Source organism: Flavobacterium tructae, assembly GCF_002217475.1.
In the GTDB taxonomy this organism is placed as follows: domain Bacteria; phylum Bacteroidota; class Bacteroidia; order Flavobacteriales; family Flavobacteriaceae; genus Flavobacterium; species Flavobacterium tructae.
This window is the reverse complement of the sequence record NZ_MUHH01000011.1, coordinates 19,169-38,103: the sequence shown is the minus strand read 5'-3', so window position 1 is coordinate 38,103 and position 18,935 is coordinate 19,169. Positions and strand designations below refer to the sequence as shown.

At 36.5% G+C, this 18,935-nt stretch carries 11 protein-coding genes; 2 read left to right on the top strand and 9 right to left on the bottom strand.

What is annotated here, in order from left to right; all coding sequences use genetic code 11:
- Nucleotides 1-132 precede the first annotated feature (132 nt).
- From B0A80_RS02800 to B0A80_RS02780, 5 genes are all read right to left on the bottom strand, one after another.
- Nucleotides 133-1,452: a RagB/SusD family nutrient uptake outer membrane protein gene (locus tag B0A80_RS02800; protein ID WP_089076339.1), complete on the bottom strand. Its 1,320-nt coding sequence runs from the start codon at nt 1,450-1,452 to the stop codon at nt 133-135.
- A gap of 11 nt (nt 1,453-1,463) precedes the next feature.
- Nucleotides 1,464-4,808, bottom strand: a complete 3,345-nt coding sequence (locus B0A80_RS02795) for a SusC/RagA family TonB-linked outer membrane protein (RefSeq protein WP_089076338.1) — start codon at nt 4,806-4,808, stop codon at nt 1,464-1,466.
- 25 nt (nt 4,809-4,833) lie between these two features.
- On the bottom strand, nt 4,834-7,434 hold the full coding sequence (locus B0A80_RS02790) for a zinc-dependent metalloprotease (RefSeq protein ID WP_089076337.1): 2,601 nt from the start codon (nt 7,432-7,434) through the stop codon (nt 4,834-4,836).
- A 105-nt stretch (nt 7,435-7,539) separates the two neighbouring features.
- A complete protein-coding gene (locus B0A80_RS02785) occupies nt 7,540-9,102 on the bottom strand; it encodes a histidine kinase (RefSeq protein ID WP_089076336.1) in 1,563 nt (520 codons plus the stop codon).
- A 384-nt stretch (nt 9,103-9,486) separates the two neighbouring features.
- Nucleotides 9,487-10,041 carry a GNAT family N-acetyltransferase gene (locus tag B0A80_RS02780; RefSeq protein WP_089076335.1) on the bottom strand — a complete coding sequence of 185 codons (555 nt, stop codon included), beginning with the start codon at nt 10,039-10,041 and terminating at the stop codon, nt 9,487-9,489.
- A 602-nt stretch (nt 10,042-10,643) separates the two neighbouring features.
- Between B0A80_RS02780 and B0A80_RS02775 the strand changes: the two genes are divergently transcribed.
- Complete coding sequence (locus tag B0A80_RS02775; protein WP_089076334.1) at nt 10,644-11,618, top strand: ribonucleotide-diphosphate reductase subunit beta; 975 nt, start codon at nt 10,644-10,646, stop codon at nt 11,616-11,618.
- A gap of 17 nt (nt 11,619-11,635) precedes the next feature.
- Nucleotides 11,636-13,333 carry a ribonucleoside-diphosphate reductase subunit alpha gene (locus tag B0A80_RS02770; protein ID WP_017497565.1) on the top strand — a complete coding sequence of 566 codons (1,698 nt, stop codon included), beginning with the start codon at nt 11,636-11,638 and terminating at the stop codon, nt 13,331-13,333.
- Between the two features lie 107 nt (nt 13,334-13,440).
- Here the strand turns inward: B0A80_RS02770 and B0A80_RS02765 are convergent, their stop codons facing one another.
- The 4 genes from B0A80_RS02765 to B0A80_RS02750 all read right to left on the bottom strand — a co-directional run bounded on the left by B0A80_RS02765 (nt 13,441) and on the right by B0A80_RS02750 (nt 18,927).
- Nucleotides 13,441-14,025, bottom strand: a complete 585-nt coding sequence (locus B0A80_RS02765) for a hypothetical protein (RefSeq protein WP_070908423.1) — start codon at nt 14,023-14,025, stop codon at nt 13,441-13,443.
- Between the two features lie 296 nt (nt 14,026-14,321).
- A complete protein-coding gene (locus B0A80_RS02760; RefSeq protein WP_089076333.1) occupies nt 14,322-15,536 on the bottom strand; it encodes a hypothetical protein in 1,215 nt (404 codons plus the stop codon).
- A gap of 24 nt (nt 15,537-15,560) precedes the next feature.
- Entirely contained in the window at nt 15,561-16,463 is a 903-nt protein-coding gene (locus B0A80_RS02755) for a DUF4625 domain-containing protein (protein WP_165769214.1), read from the bottom strand.
- A gap of 37 nt (nt 16,464-16,500) precedes the next feature.
- Entirely contained in the window at nt 16,501-18,927 is a 2,427-nt protein-coding gene (locus B0A80_RS02750; RefSeq protein ID WP_233430692.1) for a TonB-dependent receptor, read from the bottom strand.
- Between the last annotated feature and the right edge of the window lie 8 nt (nt 18,928-18,935).

Below are 18,935 nucleotides of genomic sequence, written 5' to 3'. Positions count from 1 at the left end.
GTATAGCTCCGACCGTGATGACTGTATAAGTCTAAAAAAGCAATGAGCCCGATATTACATCGGGCTCATTATTGTAAGTATATAATTCTCTAAAATTTTGGGGCAATTTTACTTTGAAGTTATTTTATGGACTTACAATTCAGGATTGTTTAAACGTGCATCCAGAGGAAATGGAAGTGTATATCGCGGATCATTTTCTATTAGCGTATAATTTTCTCCATTGAAAGTATGGATGATTTGTTTTTGAGTTGTTCTACGCAAATCAAACCAGCGGTGACCTTCTACAGCAAACTCACGTTGTCTTTCCTGAGCGATAAAATCAAGAAGCTGAGTTTGTGTCATGGCAGCAATCGACAGGCTTAACTGATCAAAAGCCGTAGTTTTATATCTGTTTTTGATGAAAGCGATTACCGTTGTTCTTGCCGTTGTCAGATCGTTTAATTGTGCCGATGCTTCTGCTTTTGTCAAATACAATTCAGCGGTTCTAAAAGTACATTTTTGTGCAATATCACCACCTTTTCTAAATCTGTATCTGCTTCCGCTTGCCTGATAATACAACGCAAAACGTAAGTCATTTGTTTTATCATAAACGCCTGTTAAAGTTGGTGCGGCATATGATGTTCCTTTCAAAAGATTAATGAAAGGATCCTCAAGAGCTAATATGGATTCTGGTCCGTTGTAAAGATTAGGTAAAGCAGCAGTAGTGTTTAAGTTGATTAAAGCACTTTTGTATGTCATTGCTTTATCTGCAGCAGCAATAGCCTTTGCCCATTCTTTTCTGTAAAGGAAAATACGGGATTCCATTGCATATAAAGCAGCTTTAGAAAAACGGTAGTTGATACCCGTTGTTTGAGTGTCTAAATTCAATAATTTTTTTGCCTCTTCGTTATCAGATAAAATCTGGTCGTAAATAACAGCAACACTTTGAGGAACGTAAGCCTGCTCTAAATCTATTTTTAAAGCCAACGGAACCCCTCTGTCTGTTGCAGCTGTTGCAGCATTAAAAGGTTTACTGAAGATATTCAATAAATCAAAATAAGATAATGCTCTTAGTGCATAAGCTTCTCCTATTAATTGGTCTTTCTCTGCAGAAGGCGCTAATTTTGCGCTTGCTTCATTGATGATAACATTCGTATAGAAAATTCTGTTGTACAAAGCAGCATAAGGAAAACTATTGGTAGTTTTATCAGGATTGGCATCGTTCCAGATATAATGATCTCTGTAGAAAGTAGCATTATCATTAGATTCATCTAAAACCAATTCGTCTGTTCTAATAGTAGATAATGCTTTATGAATAGGATTTGTAGAATAACCGGTTGTCAATACTGCTCTATAATCAGTTAAAGTTTCCGGAATTACTTTACCTACCGGCTCAACATCAAGATAATGATCACAGCTTACAGAAGTAATGGCTACGCCGGCAAAGAATACGTATTTTAGTATATTTTTCATTTTAAATCAGATTAAAAAGTTAGGTTACATCCTAAAGATATTGATCTTGGGATTGGTTGTGCATAGATATTTCCGAACGTTTCAGGGTCAAAGTAACCTTTATAATCAGAGCTGATTACAAATAAGTTTCTTCCTTCGATACTAAATCTAATGCTATCCATAAACAACGTTTTTGTCGCTGTTTTAGGCAATGAATATCCTAAACGAACGCTGCTTAAACGCATATAGCTCATTTCATGAACCCAAGTATCTAAATAGTTGTAAACATTAAGTGGTGCTCCTGCTGGAGAAAACCATTGGTAAGCCATCCATGAATCTCCTGTTCCTGAAGTTGGACTGGTAATTCCAGGTATGTTTGAACCGGTATTAGTAGGTGACCATGCATTAAGTACATCTGTAGTGTAGTTCTGACCACGATCTAATTGTGTACCATTAAAATTTGGTTTTTCAACAACAGTTTGTTTAAGATTGAAAGTGGTAGCAATAGTAAGATCAAAATTATGAACTTTGAAAGTGTTGATAAAACCACCGGTAAATTTAGGATCTGCATCTCCAACATAAGTAAACAAATCTCTTGTTTCTTCATTCGTAAGTTTTGATTGCGAGAAAACTCCCGGGAAAAAATCTGCATAAGGATCAAATAGACCAAAAAGAGTTTGCGTGTTTACAGTTTCTCCTTTTTTGTTTACAAATAAAGGGAAACCACTTTCATCAATTCCGTTAGTTTTTAAGGCAAATACGGCATTAACAGGTAATCCTTGTCTTGAAGGTAAATAGGTGTTAGATCTTGTCTGGATACGATCAACAGTACTCTTATTATGAGCAAAATTAATAGTCGTGTTCCATTTAAAGTTCGGACGGTCAATGTTTCTTGTAGACAAAGAAATCTCGTATCCTTTATTCGTTACCTGAGCCCAGTTAGCGTTTGTATATTCAAAACCGTTTTCAACAGGAAGTGATTGTAAGCCAATTAAATCAGTACTTTTTCTTCCGTAAACATCGGTTATAATGTTAATACGGTTGTTGAATAACCCCAGATCCATTCCAAAGTTGGTATTGGTCGTCTTTTCCCATCTTAATTTATCATTTGGAGGAGAAGCTACACTAATAATAGGTTCTGATTGTCCCGGTAAAATAATAGTTGTTTGATTTGTTCCAACGACATACGGAGAAGTATTTTTATCGATATTTCCTTGTAAACCGTAAGACGCACGTAATCTTAAATTAGAAACTATTTCGCTATCTTTTAAGAAATTTTCTTCAGATACTGCCCATGAACCGGAAACTGCCCATAATGGCAAGTATTTGTATTTAGGATCTGCACCAAATAAATCTGAACCGTCGTAACGAACACTTCCAAAGAACGTATATTTTCTGTCATATGTATAAGATGCTGTTGCGAAGAATGATGCAAATGCATTTTCGTTTTCACTCTTTAAATACGTTCTATAGGTTGGATTAGTTGCATAATTTTGAGTTGGAAAAACAATTTGAGTTGTGGTCAATGTTTTCGGGTCGAAACCAAAACCTTTTGTATTAATAGCTGTGTTTTTGTTTTTTCTTAACTCATTACCCACCATAAATTCTAACTCATGTTTTCCTCCAAGAGTAGTGTTATAGTTTAACATCGTTTTCCAGTTGTATTGAAAAAAGTCAGTGTTTGAATTTTGAATAATTCCGCCAACAGGAAGGAAATAAGTATAAGCTCCATTTGCAAATACACTTGTTTTTTCTCTTTCTTTTCTTGTAAAGTAAGTGTCTTTGCCAGCATATTTTTCAGAAGCATTGTTGTCAAACTGTAAACCAATTTGTGTACTTGCTTTTAATCCTTTTGTAATCTTATAGTCAACATCAAGTAAAGCTTTTATAGATCTTGTTGTCAATTCGTAATTAGTGTTTTCTCTTTCTTCTAAGTAATTAAAAGGAATATATACACTTCCATTTCCATATCCGGTCATGTCTTTATCATAATTATAACTTCCATCAGCGTTTATTGGAGTTAGATATGGATTTGCGTTTCTGGAATAATTAGCAGGATTGGTAAAAGTGTCTGTATCTGAAATATAAGATGATTTTTTACTTTGTGTACCAAAAATTCCAACACCAACATGCAGTTTATCAGTTACATCAAAGTTATTTTTTAAGGTAAGGTTGTATCGGTCAAAACCGGTTCCGATAGTAGCACCTTCTTCGTTGTAAGCTCCTAAAGAGAAATAGTAGTCTGATTTTTCTCCACCACCGGATAAACTTAAAGTATATTGTTTGTTGATGGCACTGCGATACAATAAGTCACCCCAATTGGTATTGTTGTTTCTTAAAGCGTTGATTGCATTTTGAGTGGGAGTACTAAGAGACGAAAAACCTCCCGATCTGTAGGCTCCTAATTCATTAGCCTGTTTAAGAATACGGGAAATTTCTCCGTTACCGTCTCTGTACGTCAAATCCTCTCTTGAAGCCAGTGAAAGTTCAAAATCTACTTTTTGAGAAGCATTTAAAAGGTTTAATTTAGAAAAATCAGGTTTTTGAGTCACAAAAGTATTGACATTCAAATCTACTTTCATGCTTCCTTTTTTTCCTTTTTTAGTCGTTACGACAATAACTCCATTCGCAGCTCTTGCTCCGTAAATGGCAGTTGCAGCAGCATCTTTTAATATGGTAATATCTTTAATATCCTCAGGATTTAAACCTGCGATAGAAAAATTGCTTAAAACATCAATATTGTCTTTGTCATAATTTTGAGGAATGTCATTTCCTTCAAGTGGCAAACCATCCAAAACCCATAATGGATCCTGTGCACCGTTAAGAGAGGCAGTACCACGAACTCTGATTTTTGCAATGGTTCCCGGAGCTCCTGTTTGTTGTGTTACCGCAACACCCGCAACCTGACCTACTAACATTTGATCTAAACTCGCAACACCCGCTTGTTTGATATCAGCCATATCCACCTTGGCAACAGCAGATGTTAGCTTTCTCTTTTCGATTTTCTGATAACCGGTAACTACGATTTCCTTTAATTCGCTTACATCTGACTTTAAAGAAATGTTGTATTGATTTTTATCTGTAATGTCAATTGTGTAAGGCAGATAACCCATATAGGTTACTCTTAGAGATTTGATATTATTGTTTATTTTCAATTCAAAGGCACCGTCAAAGTCACTTACAGTTCCCAGACCGGCACTTTGAATTACTCCTTTTTCAGAGGTGTTGTTTGATACGGAACTGTTTTCGACAGCAATGGTAACCCCCGGTATCGGCAGTCCGTCTTTGGCATCAAGTACCTTTCCTTTAATAGTCCTTTCCTGCGCAAACCCCGAGAGGGTAAGTAGGAAACTCAGCATGTAAAATAAATTTTTCATTGGGTTGTTTTTGGATTATGTTAATTTAAAGTGTGTTGTTTAGTGCTTTTTCAATACGTTGGATCAGATCGAAATAATGATTCTTTGTCTCCTGATTTCCAATGTTTCTTTTCGTCTTTAAAAGTTTCAGAATCTGATTCAATTCTCCTTTTTTATCAGAAGTCACTTCGGAAACTCTCTTTAATGAAGACTGATTGATGTTGCGCGCCATTTTTGATTCTTGCAGATAATCGCATAAATGAGGCATTTTTAAAGTCTCTTCTAATTGAATAATTTTCTTGCTGTCTGTTTTCTCAAAAAGTTTATTGGTCGAAACAATCAATACATCTACATAATTTTTCTGTGTCATACGTTCCATAATCGTAAGCGATTTGTTTTGAATCGTAGGAGCGAAAATGTTTTGATGAACGGTTTTAAATAATTGTGTTACGGTATAAACATTCTCTCTGGCTTCGTTACGTTGGAACAGCTCATTTTCTGTAATTCTCAACAAACGATCATCACTTAACAGGTTGTATAAAATTCCATATTGTAATTCTCTTGCCAGCGTGTAAGGAGTGTACTCATAAGGTCCAAGAGGAGAATCTTTCAATGGATTTGTTTTGTCCAGAATTGGGTTAAAAAACAACCATTCCGGAAGCGCAATACTATTTTTCAGTAAATACGAAACAGCTCTTTTTTGAATGGCAGCCGGAACCGGAACATAACTGGCTTTATTGTCACCGTGAACCGTGGTATTCAGATAAATTCCTCCCACATTCGTTAACACATGGTAGTTGTAAAGATTCCACTGACCAATTGCTCCAATATAAAGTTTACCCGTTTGATAGTAAGATTCATCTTTATCATACGTCCACTCAAGGATTTTACCCACCACTTTTTTAAGGTTTTTAAGCCCGTATTCGCTGGCCTTCATGGCATCATCACCTAAATCTTCAGATTGCGAACGCGGGTCAATTGTACTGTCACCGTCCTGCTGCTCTCCGTAGAAATAAATCGGATCATTCTGATGTTTTGCAATCAGATCGTTAAGCGCAGTGTGCTCTTCTTTTTGATCAGCGTACCATTTGTAACCCCATTCGATAGCATATTTATCGTATTCACCAATTTTTGGTGTAATGGCTTCCACATGATCTTCAGGCTGAGCAATATAGTTGTAACGGGCATAATCCATGATTGATGGAGCCGTTCCGCCCATTTTTGCTGTAAAATCTTTAGATCTTAACGATTCTACCGGATAAGCAAACGAAGCACCCATATTGTGTTTTAAACCAAAAGTATGTCCCACTTCATGAGACGATACAAAACGGATCGCTTCTCCCATGTGTTCGTCACTAAATTTATTTCCTCTGGCTTTCGGATCAATGGCACCTGTCTGAATGCGCATCCAGCTTTGAAGTGAAGTCATTACATTGTGCCACCAGATAATATCCGATTCTATAATTTCACCACTTCTTGGGTCTACTACCGCAGGTCCCATAGCGTTAGATTTTTGAGAAGCCACATACGTAATTACAGAATAACGTACGTCGTCGACATCAAAATCAGTATCTTCCTCAGTTGGCTCTTTGGCGATTACGGCATTTTTAAATCCGGCTCTTTCAAAAGCAACCTGCCAGTCGCGAACCCCTTCTATAATATAAGAACGCCATTGTTTTGGTGTCGATGGATCGATGTAATACACAATTGGCTTTTTAGGTTCTACCAATTCGCCTTTGCGGTATTTTTCGATATCTTCTTTTTTAGGTTCCAGTCTCCAGCGCGTGATTAATTCTTTCTCCTGCATAGCATGTTGACTGTCGCTGAAATACCAGTGTTTTTCAGAGAAATACCCCACACGCTTGTCTGCAAAACGCGGTTGCATAGGTGTTTTATCCAGTAAAATAATGTTGGACGTCACTCCAAGAGTAACCGAAAGAGCAGGACCACCTTCGCTTACAGATGTAGTAAGCTGTGATTTTACAACGATATTTTTAGGAAACGTTTTTACATTTTCTATATACGATAGTTCTGATTTTACAGATCCGCCAAAGCCAATGTTACTCAATACATCATTGAAACTTTTTTGTTTACCATCAAAAACTTTATTGGCTTTAATAACAACCGAAGTCGAATCGTTATTCTTGGTTTCAATGTCAAAAACTTCAATAATGGATTCTGAGAAATTATTGTTTACCGAAGCTGTAATAGCATCTCCAACAGGCGATGAAACCTTTGGAACAGAAGATTTTACCCAAACTTTCTTGGCCACTAAATCTTTGTGAAACGTTATAATTTTATTCTCGTAATTCATTCCTTTATTCAATCCGGCATCATTAACAGGCAAAGGAACACTCGAGATTTTGTTAACTACTAAAAACTCTCTTTGAAAAAGAGAATCGTTAATTTCGAGGTATAAATCTGTTTTGACCTGAATGGTGTTAAAAAGTCCTTTTTTGAAAGTTCCTTTTTTAACAAGATCATCGTACTTTTTTCCTTTCGAATCTTTTAATGAATCTTTAACTTGTACAGTTTTGTCTTCTTTATTCTTTTTATTCTTTTTTTGAGAAACCATAGTACTGGTGCTCAGTACCAATACCAATAAAACGATATTTTTAAGGTTTATCAACAATGCCTTTTCTCTCATTGAAAGTTAAGTTTAGGTTAATTTTTGGCTAAAAATATTGCAGGGGTTACGTTAAAAAAAACAAAATGGAGTGAGTGGCTTTTTTTCGGGAGTGAATGTTTTCTTTTATCCAATTAAAGGCAAAATGCAAGTAAAATCGCCGTCTTTTTTGAAGACCTCGAAATCGTCCTTAGCATAATATTTGTAAATAATTTCTAAGTATTTGTGACCAAACTTGGATTCTTTACCAAAGTTTTGCTTTTCGTTTAAATTATTGGTAATAATTACAACGTTTTCTTTAATGTCAATTGTTATTTTTAAAGGGGTTTCTTCAGAAGCGATATTGTGTTTTATGGCATTTTCTACCGCAATCTGAAAAGCCAGATAAGGTACTTTTTTAGCCAGATTATTTTCGTCTTCGATCTGAATCGAAAAGACAAATTCTTTCGTAAAACGGGTTTGTTGCAGAAATATATACTTTTCGATAAAAAGCAGTTCTTCCTGTACCGTAACAATATTGTTAACCGGGGGCGTAATCAGATATCGGTAAATTTTGGACAGATTCAGGGTAAATTTTCGGGCAACAGCCGTGTTACTTTCAATAAGCATGTATAGCGAATTCAGCGAGTTGAACAGAAAGTGCGGATTGATCTGTTCTTTTAATTGTTGCAGCTGAATGAGTGCTTTCTCTTTATTAATTTTTTCGTTTTCTATCAAAAGATTGTTTTTCTCCTGCGCCAGTACTTCTTTTTCCTGAAAATTTTTACGGGTGAAAAGAGTAAATAAATAGAAGAATACAATTAAAATAGCTGTTGTAACGATGTAAATTAAGGAAGCATACTTTTTTACGGTATTGACATCTTCATTAGATATTTTCTCCGCAAAATTAACACAGATGTACCAATCCGTTCCTCTTATATTGAGTCGTTTGGTATAGCGTACAATGTCAAGACCTAAATATTCCGAAAGCGCAATTTGTCGGCTGAAACTGTTTTTATTGGTAAAAGTAGTATCACTTGCACGAAGGTTTGTGATCTTGAAAACATTCTTCTTCAACAATTTTACTTCAGGATGGTAGAGGATTGTTCCTTTTTTATCAAACACAAAAGCATAATTGAGCGCTTTTTGGTCAATGGTAGAAAAATAGGTTTGAAGTGCTTTCAAATCAATGTCATATCCGTATCGAATGACTGTACCATTTGTCGCGATGTACTTGTAATAAATGCGCCAGAAAAAATCCTGCTTATTCTCGACAATGCAATTGTAGGTACTGAGATTCCCGTTTTTAACAGCAAAATCTTTTATGGAAGCTTCCAGATTTGGACTGTTTTTAGCAGTTACAAAAGTGATATGTTCCTTATTAATTTGAAACCAATTGTTTTTAATAAGACTGTCATTGGCGTGAATTGTACTGAGTACCTTCAGATTATCCGACAGATTCTGTGTATTGCTCATTTCAACAATACGTTTTAACTCATTTTGAATTTCTAAAAAATGCGACAATTCCTGTACAAGCACTTCCTGTTTTTTCAGAAAGCCTCGTTCTTCAGTTGCAGTATTTGATTTTTCGGTGATCTCAGTTATAAAACTGCTCAGAATATAAATTGAAAGCAGTGTGAGGACAATGAAAATGATTCCTAAAATGAAGAAGTTCCTGCGGGAAAAGGTATTTTTAAAAGTAAATTTCAACGATGTAGATTAAAATATAAGGTAGTATTTCAGACCTTAAAAAGCAATAAATTTTATTTTTTAGGGTGCAAATATAAAACTTTTTATTTGATACTGTTGTAGTTAGCAAAAGTTAACAGTATTTTGAGGGGCACGTTTAGTAAAAATCTTGTTAAGAGTAAAAAGTTTCAGGTTTGAAATAGGTGTATGGCTTACAGAATTTAACCGCAAGGTCCGCAAGGTTTTTTACTAAGCAGGGTTTTGTAAAAAATAAGGTTCGCAAAGCTATACTTAAACTTTGCGAACCTTGCGTATATCTTTGCGGACTTTGCGGTTAAATCATATCACAATTCTATTCTCATTTCAAACCTGAAACCTGAAACCTGAAACTTGAAACTAAAAAAATCACCCAATCTGCAGATGTTCCATATTCTTTCCTACCAAAGTTCTGGTACCCTTCACTTTAAAACCTAATTTTAAGTACAGTTTTTTGGCGTTCGGATTGGCGTCTTCCACCAATAGTCCGAGTGTTCTTTGATTTTGAGTTACATACTCGTCAATTAGAAATTGCAGCAGTTTAGAACCAATTCCTTTTCCCTGATGATTTGGACTTACTCCAACCGAATCAATATAAAATTCACCACTTTGCGTTTCGTCTTCAGGATTAAAATTAGCATTGAAATTCAGACGAACATAATCAACAATTGGTTTTCTCAACGAATGCAATTGTCCTCCGTCATAAACAGCAACAGCACCAATAATTTCGTTGTCTTCCTCCGCTACATAACAATTTTGATAAGAGTATTGATTATTCTCGGTTTCAACAAAATGAAGCAGGAAATAGTAGGCCGTTTTAGGATCCTTTTCACCTGTAAATTTATAGATAATGTCCTCCATTGCCAGCAGCAAAAGCGCTGTAATATTTTCTGAATCTTCGATTGTTGCTTTTCTGATAATCATGATAAATGCGTTTAGTGTACAAAATTACACCAACTTTTACAGATGAATCAATTTTGCTCAATATTTGTGATAAAAATTTGCCTTTTTCATAATTTATAAAGAAATATTTGGCACTATAGAGTATAATTTTTAATTAGTTAATGTTTTTATTATTAGGTGCTTACGTGTGTTTTAAAGTGTGCTTTTTTATTTAACTGATCGAGTGTAATAATTTCAAAAATTACCGTGGTTAGCGTTTTCCTTGTTGCGCAAAACGCTACTTTTTGTAGTATAAATGCTATTTTTTCAAGATTGGCTGTTGATAACTGTTTTTAGGAAGGAGCCTTTTTTTGCCCCTAAGCTGTTGATAACTCTATTTAGATTTAGTATAAATAACTGATGTTTCGCCTCTTAAGCTTTATTTTCTACCTGTTGATAAAAACCAAATCTAGGGGGCGATTTTGAGGTGTACAACTGTTGATAATTGCGTTGTTTTTTAACATCAAAAAACGGGTGAAAGAAGATCTCGGGGTTAAATTTGTAACTATAAAAATGTCGTTAAATACCTCCCCAAGAACGAAGCATTTTTATCCAGGTTCATTCACCATTTAATACTTATATATATGTCTATATTTGATAAAAGAATCAATTATAAACCTTTCGAGTACCCGGAGGTTTTGCAATTTACAGAAGCCATAAATAAAGCGTATTGGGTTCATACAGAGGTTGATTTTACAGCCGATACACAGGATTTTCATTCTCATTTAAATGCTGCAGAGAAAACCGCCATTAAAAATAGTCTCTTGGCGATTGCACAGATAGAAGTAGCCGTGAAAAGTTTTTGGGGAAATATCTATGAGCATTTTCCAAAACCGGAATTCAACGGGCTAGGGGCTACTTTTGCCGAATGTGAATTCAGACATTCTGAGGCTTATTCACGTCTTCTGGAAGTTTTAGGTTATAATGATGAATTTGAAAAACTGATGGAGATTCCGGTTATCCGCAAACGTGTCGATTATCTTTCGGATGTGCTTAAGGATACCAAATCTCAGGACAATAAAAAGTATGTAGTTTCACTGATTTTGTTTAGTATTCTGATCGAAAATGTGTCGCTTTTCAGTCAGTTTGCAATTTTACTGTCTTTTACGCGATTCAAAGGCTACATGAAAAATGTGAGTAATATTATTGCGTGGACTTCTATCGATGAACAAATTCATGCTAATGGCGGAATTTATATCGTAAACAAAATACGTGAAGAGTTTCCGGATTATTTCGATGAGGAAACGTTAAACCTTATTCGTGAAGCCGTTAAAAATTCAATAGAAGTAGAAGCTGATATATTAGACTGGATTTTTGAAGAAGGTGAGATTGAAACAATCAATAAGACTGATTTGGTTAATTTCATGAAATTCAGAATAGACGAAAGTCTGGTTCAGATCAATATCCCGACTATTTTTAATGTTCCGGTAGATGATTATAAAGCGATGGCCTGGTTTGAAGAAGAAGTTTTTGCCAACAGCCTTGACGATTTCTTTGCCAAAAGACCGGTAGAATATACTAAACACGACAAAAGCATTACCGCAAACGACTTGTTCTAAAAAGCAAAATTACAATGATGAATACAATAGACACAACTTCAGCAAACAGCCTTCCGTTAAGTGAAGCCGAGAATAAAATGTGGTGGAAAAACTCTGAAAGTGAGCAAATTTTAAATCGTGGTTATCTTTTGAAGGGAGAAACTGTAGAAGGTGCAATTGACAGAATTTGTACCGCTGCGGCCCGAAGATTATACAAACCCGAACTAAAAGAATCTTTTGTAGAAATGATCGAACGTGGCTGGATGAGTATCAGCTCTCCCGTTTGGGCCAATATGGGAACCGAACGCGGTTTGCCAATTTCGTGCTTTAATGTGCATGTTCCCGATGAAATAGAAGGAATTACACATAAATTGGGAGAGGTGATCATGCAAACCAAAATTGGCGGCGGAACATCGGGATACTTCGGCGAATTACGCGAAAGAGGAAGTGCTGTTACAGATAACGGTAAGAGCAGTGGTGCTGTTAGTTTTATGAAACTTTTTGATACTACAATGGACACCATTTCTCAGGGAGGAGTTCGCCGTGGAGCATTTGCAGCTTATTTAGATGTTGATCATCCGGATATTGAGGAATTTTTGAAGATTAAAAGTATCGGAAACCCGATTCAGAATTTATTTACCGGAATCTGTGTGCCGGATTACTGGATGCAGGAAATGATTGATGGTGATGTCGACAAGAGACAAATCTGGGCTAAGGTGTTAGAAAGCCGTCAGCAAAAAGGATTGCCATACATTTTCTTTAGTGACAACGTAAACAAAAACAAACCACAAGTTTACAAAGACAAAAACCTGCGCATTAATGCCAGTAATTTGTGTAGCGAAATTATGTTGCCTTCAAGCATTGACGAATCGTTTATTTGCTGTCTTTCGTCAATGAATCTTGAACTTTACGACGAATGGAAAGATACTGAAGCCGTAAAATTAGCGATCTTTTTCCTGGATGCCGTATTGCAGGAATTTATCGAAAAAACAGAAGGTAATTATTACCTTTCGGCAGCCAATCGATTTGCCAAAAGACACCGTGCACTTGGACTTGGTGTACTGGGATGGCATTCGTATCTGCAAAAAAATATGATTCCGTTTGAAGGAATGGAAGCCAAGATGAAAACTACCGAAATTTTCCAACATATCAGTGATAAAGCCGATAAAGCCACTCAGGATCTGGCCAGAATTTATGGAGAACCAGAACTGTTAAAAGGATATGGAAGACGTAATACAACCACTATGGCTATTGCGCCAACAACATCATCATCGGCTATTTTAGGACAAACTTCACCTGGAATTGAACCTTTCAGCAGTAATTATTACAAAGCCGGTCTGAGTAAAGGAAATTTTATGCGTAAAAACAAATACCTTAAAATGTTACTGGAGAAAAAAGGGCTCGACAATGAAGAAGTCTGGAGAGAAATTATGCTGAATGGCGGAAGTGTACAACACATGACTCAGCTGACAAAAGAAGAGAAAGACGTTTTTAAAACCTTTAAAGAAATCAGTCAGTTAGAAATTGTACAGCAGGCTTCCATACGTCAGAAGTTTGTAGATCAGGGGCAAAGTATCAATTTGAACATTCCTGCCGATTTACCCATTAAGGAAGTAAACCGACTGCTAATTGAAGCCTGGCAGCTTGGTATCAAAAGTTTGTATTACCAACGCAGTCAAAGTGTCTCGAAAGAATTGGTAACCAGTTTGGTGAGCTGCAGCAGTTGTGAATCATAAACAAAAAGGCCGGATGTATCATCCGGTCTTTATTTTTGAGTTATATGTGGTAAGGTGCTGATTATTCGTGATTGTAATGCTGTATTTTTGAATCTACGCTTCCATTATTAAAGCCGTTTGATACTGTACACCGATTTAATGGCAAAGTCCTGATTGGTTCTTTCAAACGTATAATCGACCTGACAGGGAATATTTACGACTTCTTTAATTCCGTCCACAAAGGGCAAGAACGTGGGGATAGTAATGTGTTCTTCGATTCCCAACTCCGTTAAAATTTTCAAATACCGATCGACTCCCGTAAGTTCTAAAATGGTATTTTCGGCGGTGTACTTTAATAATCTGAAGTTGTATTCCGGACTTGAATTGTATATCGTATAAATAACAACTGCAGCAAATGCTCTTGTATCTTTTTCCAGAGCGGGGTATAGCTGAAAAGCCTGCATGGTCTTCAGTTTTCCTAATTCAAAGAATAATTTCTTAGAATGTCCGTCTATTTTATCATTTCCGAAAGCGGTACCAATATTCTTTAATAGCAGACCGTAAAAACCCGCAGTCACACTCGATAAGTTCTGAGTAAGTGTAAGGGTATTTTCCGGAAAAAAAGCATTGACTAAATTTTCTTTTATTTCGAGCGATGGAAAAATATCTTTACTTCTGCTCTCGTCTAAATTTTTTAATAACACTTGTTTCATAGTACTCAATTATTTAGGGTTAACATGTATTTTGTTTGTTAAGAGTGTACCTGTTTGTCGTGAAATAATAATATAGAAATTGAAGAATTCGTGTGTAATTATTTGTTTATCATTGATTTGTATTTGTAAAAATAATATTTTTTTGGTTAAAATGGTGTTTTTGGAATGCATATCTAAAAGCTTTCATTCAAAAAGCATTTAGTAAGAGAGAGCGAGGAAAGTCTTTATATTGGAATAAAATTAAAAAGGCCGGGTAAAGCCCGACCTTTTGATAAAATGGATGCAGATAGTATTTTTTAATGGCCTTTACTGTTTTCAAAACCAAGAATCGTAATCATATAAGGTGTATTCGAAACCTTGATTTTCTTTGTAATTGCCATGGTAGACAAATTCAGCTGCAGTAATTCTCCTGTAGTTGGAGAAGTAATATAACCAAAGTTCTCTGTTAACTGAATTTGTGGTTTTAAAGGCGCATCAGTGGCAGTTTCGGCAATAACTTTACCTTCCTTTTCAAGTTGCAGGCTGGTAAGGTTGTACAATTTGAATTCGCCCGTATGCAATAGAATTCCCAGTTTAGTAGCATTAAAACTCACTTTACATTGCATGATAGCAGTACTTGCTAAAATAGGTTTAATCGTTTCACTTGCCACGTCAATTAAGTAAGCTCCTTTTGCAGCAGTATATCCCACAAATTTTCCTTGCGCTTTTGTTTCCAGAATAGTTCCAAACCAGGCAGTTCCAAAATCAGCAGGGAGTGCGATAAGCTTTTGTTTTCCGGTACTTTCCACTACAAGGACACCGCTTGCTGATCCGAAAACGGCATACGTTCCATCTGAAGCATTTCCGTGAATTCCTTTCGTAGCAACTGTCGCATTAAAAAGAGTCTTACCGGAATTATCAATGATTTTGACTTTTTCCGGGAGTGTTCCTGCTACCGAATTGTCTTTTTCGGTAATAGCATAAGTACCATTAGAAAAAGTAGCCATTGCGCCGTGATGAGCTAATAAACCAGCATTTATAATCTTAAATTTAGCTCCCACAGTATTAATTTCAGATTCTTTAGCAACAGCCAATGTTCCGTCGCCGTCATTAAAAGTCATTAACTCTCCGCTTTTGCTTTTAAAATGGGTAGGCATAGGCGACTGGCCAATTAAAGCACCAAATTTAGGGATTCCGTCTACATCCACGTGATCACCATGACCTTCAAAACCGCTGTCGAAAGTTTCAACTGTATTGCTGGCTCTGTGAATGATTCCGGCATATCGTTTGGATTCTGAAGTATAAACAGTAGATTTTGCAAATTTAGCATTAAAAGAGCTTATTGTGGCTTCAACCGGATTAACTAATGTGATCTCAGTTGTTTTTTCATCAGAAAGTAAAATCCTTAAGAATTTATACTCGGTTAAAGCTTCTTTGGGAGTTTCAGGAGTATTGTCATCGTCATTGCTGCAGGAAAATAGAGTTGCAGATAAGGCGAATAGGAAAATGAGTTTGTAAAAATTGTTTTTCATGGTAAAGGTAATTAAAGTTGATTTTTAAAAATTAATGGTAATAGGCATCGATTTATAGACGCTGATATTGTGTGTAGTGTTTTTATAGAGTATAACCCAGTTGTAGGTTCCGGATTGCCAGGCTTTGTCTCCGGTTATTGGAGTTCCTTCGAAATCTGTAGCTGCACCAATAGTGATGCTTTGACCGCCCAAAACACCGTTTATTTTTTGAAGTGTAGTAATTTTTGAAGCAGCCCCAAGACCTTTATGTTCGACTTTTGAAATGACAATGATTTTCTTCAAATCGAGCTTGTCGATACTTTCTGGATTGTAATTGGCACTTTTTTTAATCAAAACAGAATATAAAATTCCATCTCCCATAATTTGACTTACCTGTGCATGCGCAGTCAGAAGATCATTTTTTTTGAAAATAAGTTCCGGTTCAACCCAGGTATTCATGTAGTAAATCAGATTATCGTTTCGGGAGAGATTATCGCGGCCAATTACGGGATCGACAGGCAAGTTGGCAGGATCTGTAATGGTAACGACTTCTTTAATTTCGAGTTTAGATCCGTTTTCATCTGTAACAATAAAAAGGAAATCAAATTTACCTTCCGGGGCATCAGTCGGAATATTGAAGTGTTTGTGTACATTAGTATTTTTTGCGCCTTTGAATTCCGCCCAGGACAGTTCAAACTTCCAGTCTTTGGTATAAGTTTCACCTTTTATGGGAAGGATTTTCAACTGTACATCGGCAATTTTATCTCCGGCAAGCACGTCAGCATTAAAGTGAAAGTCACGTCCAATTAAGGCCTTTTTATTATTGGCGGTACCAATTTCAATATTTTCAGCTTTGGGCTTTATAATTTCTTTGTTGTCATCGTTACTACAGGCTGTAAAAGATAGATTAACAGCCAGAAAGAGCAGTATTAGTTTTAGCGTTTTCATTAGGGTACTGGGTTGATTAATTAAATTCATAGGGTATTTATTTGTGTATTAAGAATGGAATTTTAAGCGACAGAATGATGTTTCTTCCGGCTTCAGGAAGTTCTATTAACCTGTAGAAACTGGTGTGATTCAGGTATCTTGTGTTGAACAGATTCTGAATCTGAAGACTAATGATAAAATCCTGTTGTCCGGTTTTTAGTTTAGTTCCCATGGCCAGGTTAAAGACGTTACTGCTTGCCGTTTTCTTTTCAGGCGGGACAATCTGATGCTGCTCGGCAGTAAAGCGATAATCAAGAGAGAAATAGGTGTCTTTTAAACTTTTTATTTTTGGATTGTAAGTGATGCCAAACAAAACCGATGGGGGCGGAGAGAAGGGCAATGTGTATCCTTTTTTATCTCCCGACATTTGCTCGCTATACAGATATTCTGCTAAAACTTCACCGCTTAAATTTTCCAAAAACTGATAACGTAGCTGTAATTCACCACCATAACGCATGACTTTACTCTGCTCGTATTCAAATACCTGATTGCCGGCTCCGTAATAAATATCATGTTGCGAAGTTGGATTGAGGTAAATGTAATTCGGGAAGTAATTGAAGAACGGACTCAGTTGAAAAGACCACTTAGCATTTTTCCATTCCATACCAAGATCCAATTGATACGAACGTTCAGCTGCTAAATTGGGATTGCCTTTTTCAAATCTGAAATAATGATAATTTACCCCATTTGAAGCCAGTTCTTTAGCAATTGGCATTCTGAAACTCGTTCCAAGATTGGCTTTTAAGGACCATTGTCCCGGTGTATAATTAACGCCTGCAGACCAGTTGAAACTCTGAAAAGTACGGGTCAGGTTTTCAGAACGTTTCAAATATTCGGCAGTTGTTTGACCGTTTTCAGTGACTTGGCTAGGAAACCAATCTGAATACTGTTTCATTTTGATTTTGCCATAATCGAGCCGTACAGCGGCATGAAGCAGCCATAATTCGTTAAGCTGAATTTTATCATAAACAAATCCTCCGGCATTGAATTGTTTAAAAGCAGGAATCAGAAAACTCCAGCCGTTAATGCTATTTTGTTGCTGTTCGGCATTGATTCCTGCGGTGAATTGATGATTCTGGATGGAAAACTCATCCTTAAAAGCAGCAGAAAATACTTCTTTATCGTATTGCCTTTCCAGATCTTTCGGAGCATACATATCAGAAGGATACAGGGGTGGCATATAACCGTGATTGACATAATGACTCCATTCCCTACGAAAGTTTTTTTGGAAACCCAACTGTGTTTCGAAACGGTGTGAACCTAACGAAAAGGAAGTGGTATTACTGATTTTGGTATGTGTAACTTCCTGAAATGGCATTAAAATATCTCTGCTGGAACGATCGTGCAGTTGGATGTCTACATTTCGTGGTTCGAGTCCATGTGCATTGGCAAAAAAGCCACTTTTGGTATAAATATTACTGAAATAGAAAACCGATTTCAATTGATCCGTCACATAACCGGTACTGGCGTGTACATCGAGTTCTCGCCCTGCCGTGTTGCGCAAGTGATTTTTGTATAAAGGAACAGCATAATTGTATACGTGTACCGTATCAGTGGGAACGCGATAATCTCCGTAATCCATAGCAGTTATTCTGGAATCAAAGAACCATTTTTCGTTTCTACCGTAAAGATTGACAGATCCTCCGAATTGTTCATTATTGCTTTTACCTGTAAAATCAACTGTTCCGCCCAAAACATGTTGAGCAGGAAAAGGTACAGGTTGTATGTTTATGGCACCGCCAATGGCATCAGAGCCGTACATAAACGATGATGGACCTTTGATGATTGCCACGCGGTTTACAGCATATTGATCGATTTCTAAACCGTGATCTGCTCCCCATTGCTGACCTTCGTGTTTGATACCGTTTTCAACCAAAATAACCTGATTAAAACTCAGTCCGCGAATTAGTGGTTTTGAACCGCCGGAACCAATAGAAATGGTCTTAACACCCGGAAGTCTTTGCAAAGACTGCATTAAGCTTCCGCCAAGATTACGTTGGATAAAGCTGCTGTTTACGATTTCAAGATTAAGAGATTCCTGCTTTTTGCGACGTACTTCGTAACCTTCACTAATGACAACTTCTGATAACTCTTGTATTTCCGGTTTTAAGAAAATAGCAGGGAGCACAATTGTGTTTTGACTGATAGCAATTGCCGTTTCATAAGAAGCATAGCCGGAATAGGTTACCATTATTCGCTTTGTATTTTTAGGAACCTGATTTAGGAAATACGCTCCTTTTTTGTTGGTTATAGTGCTAATATGAGCCGGATACAGCGTGACCAAAGCACCTTCCAAAGGTTTTTGATCTTTAGAAAATACGGTGCCGGAAACACGAACGGATTGGGCTGCTACTTTTGTAACCAAAACAAAACAAAAGAGCAGCACGCAATAAGTCCGCAATTGATTTGACTTAGTCTTGTTCATCAAAATCA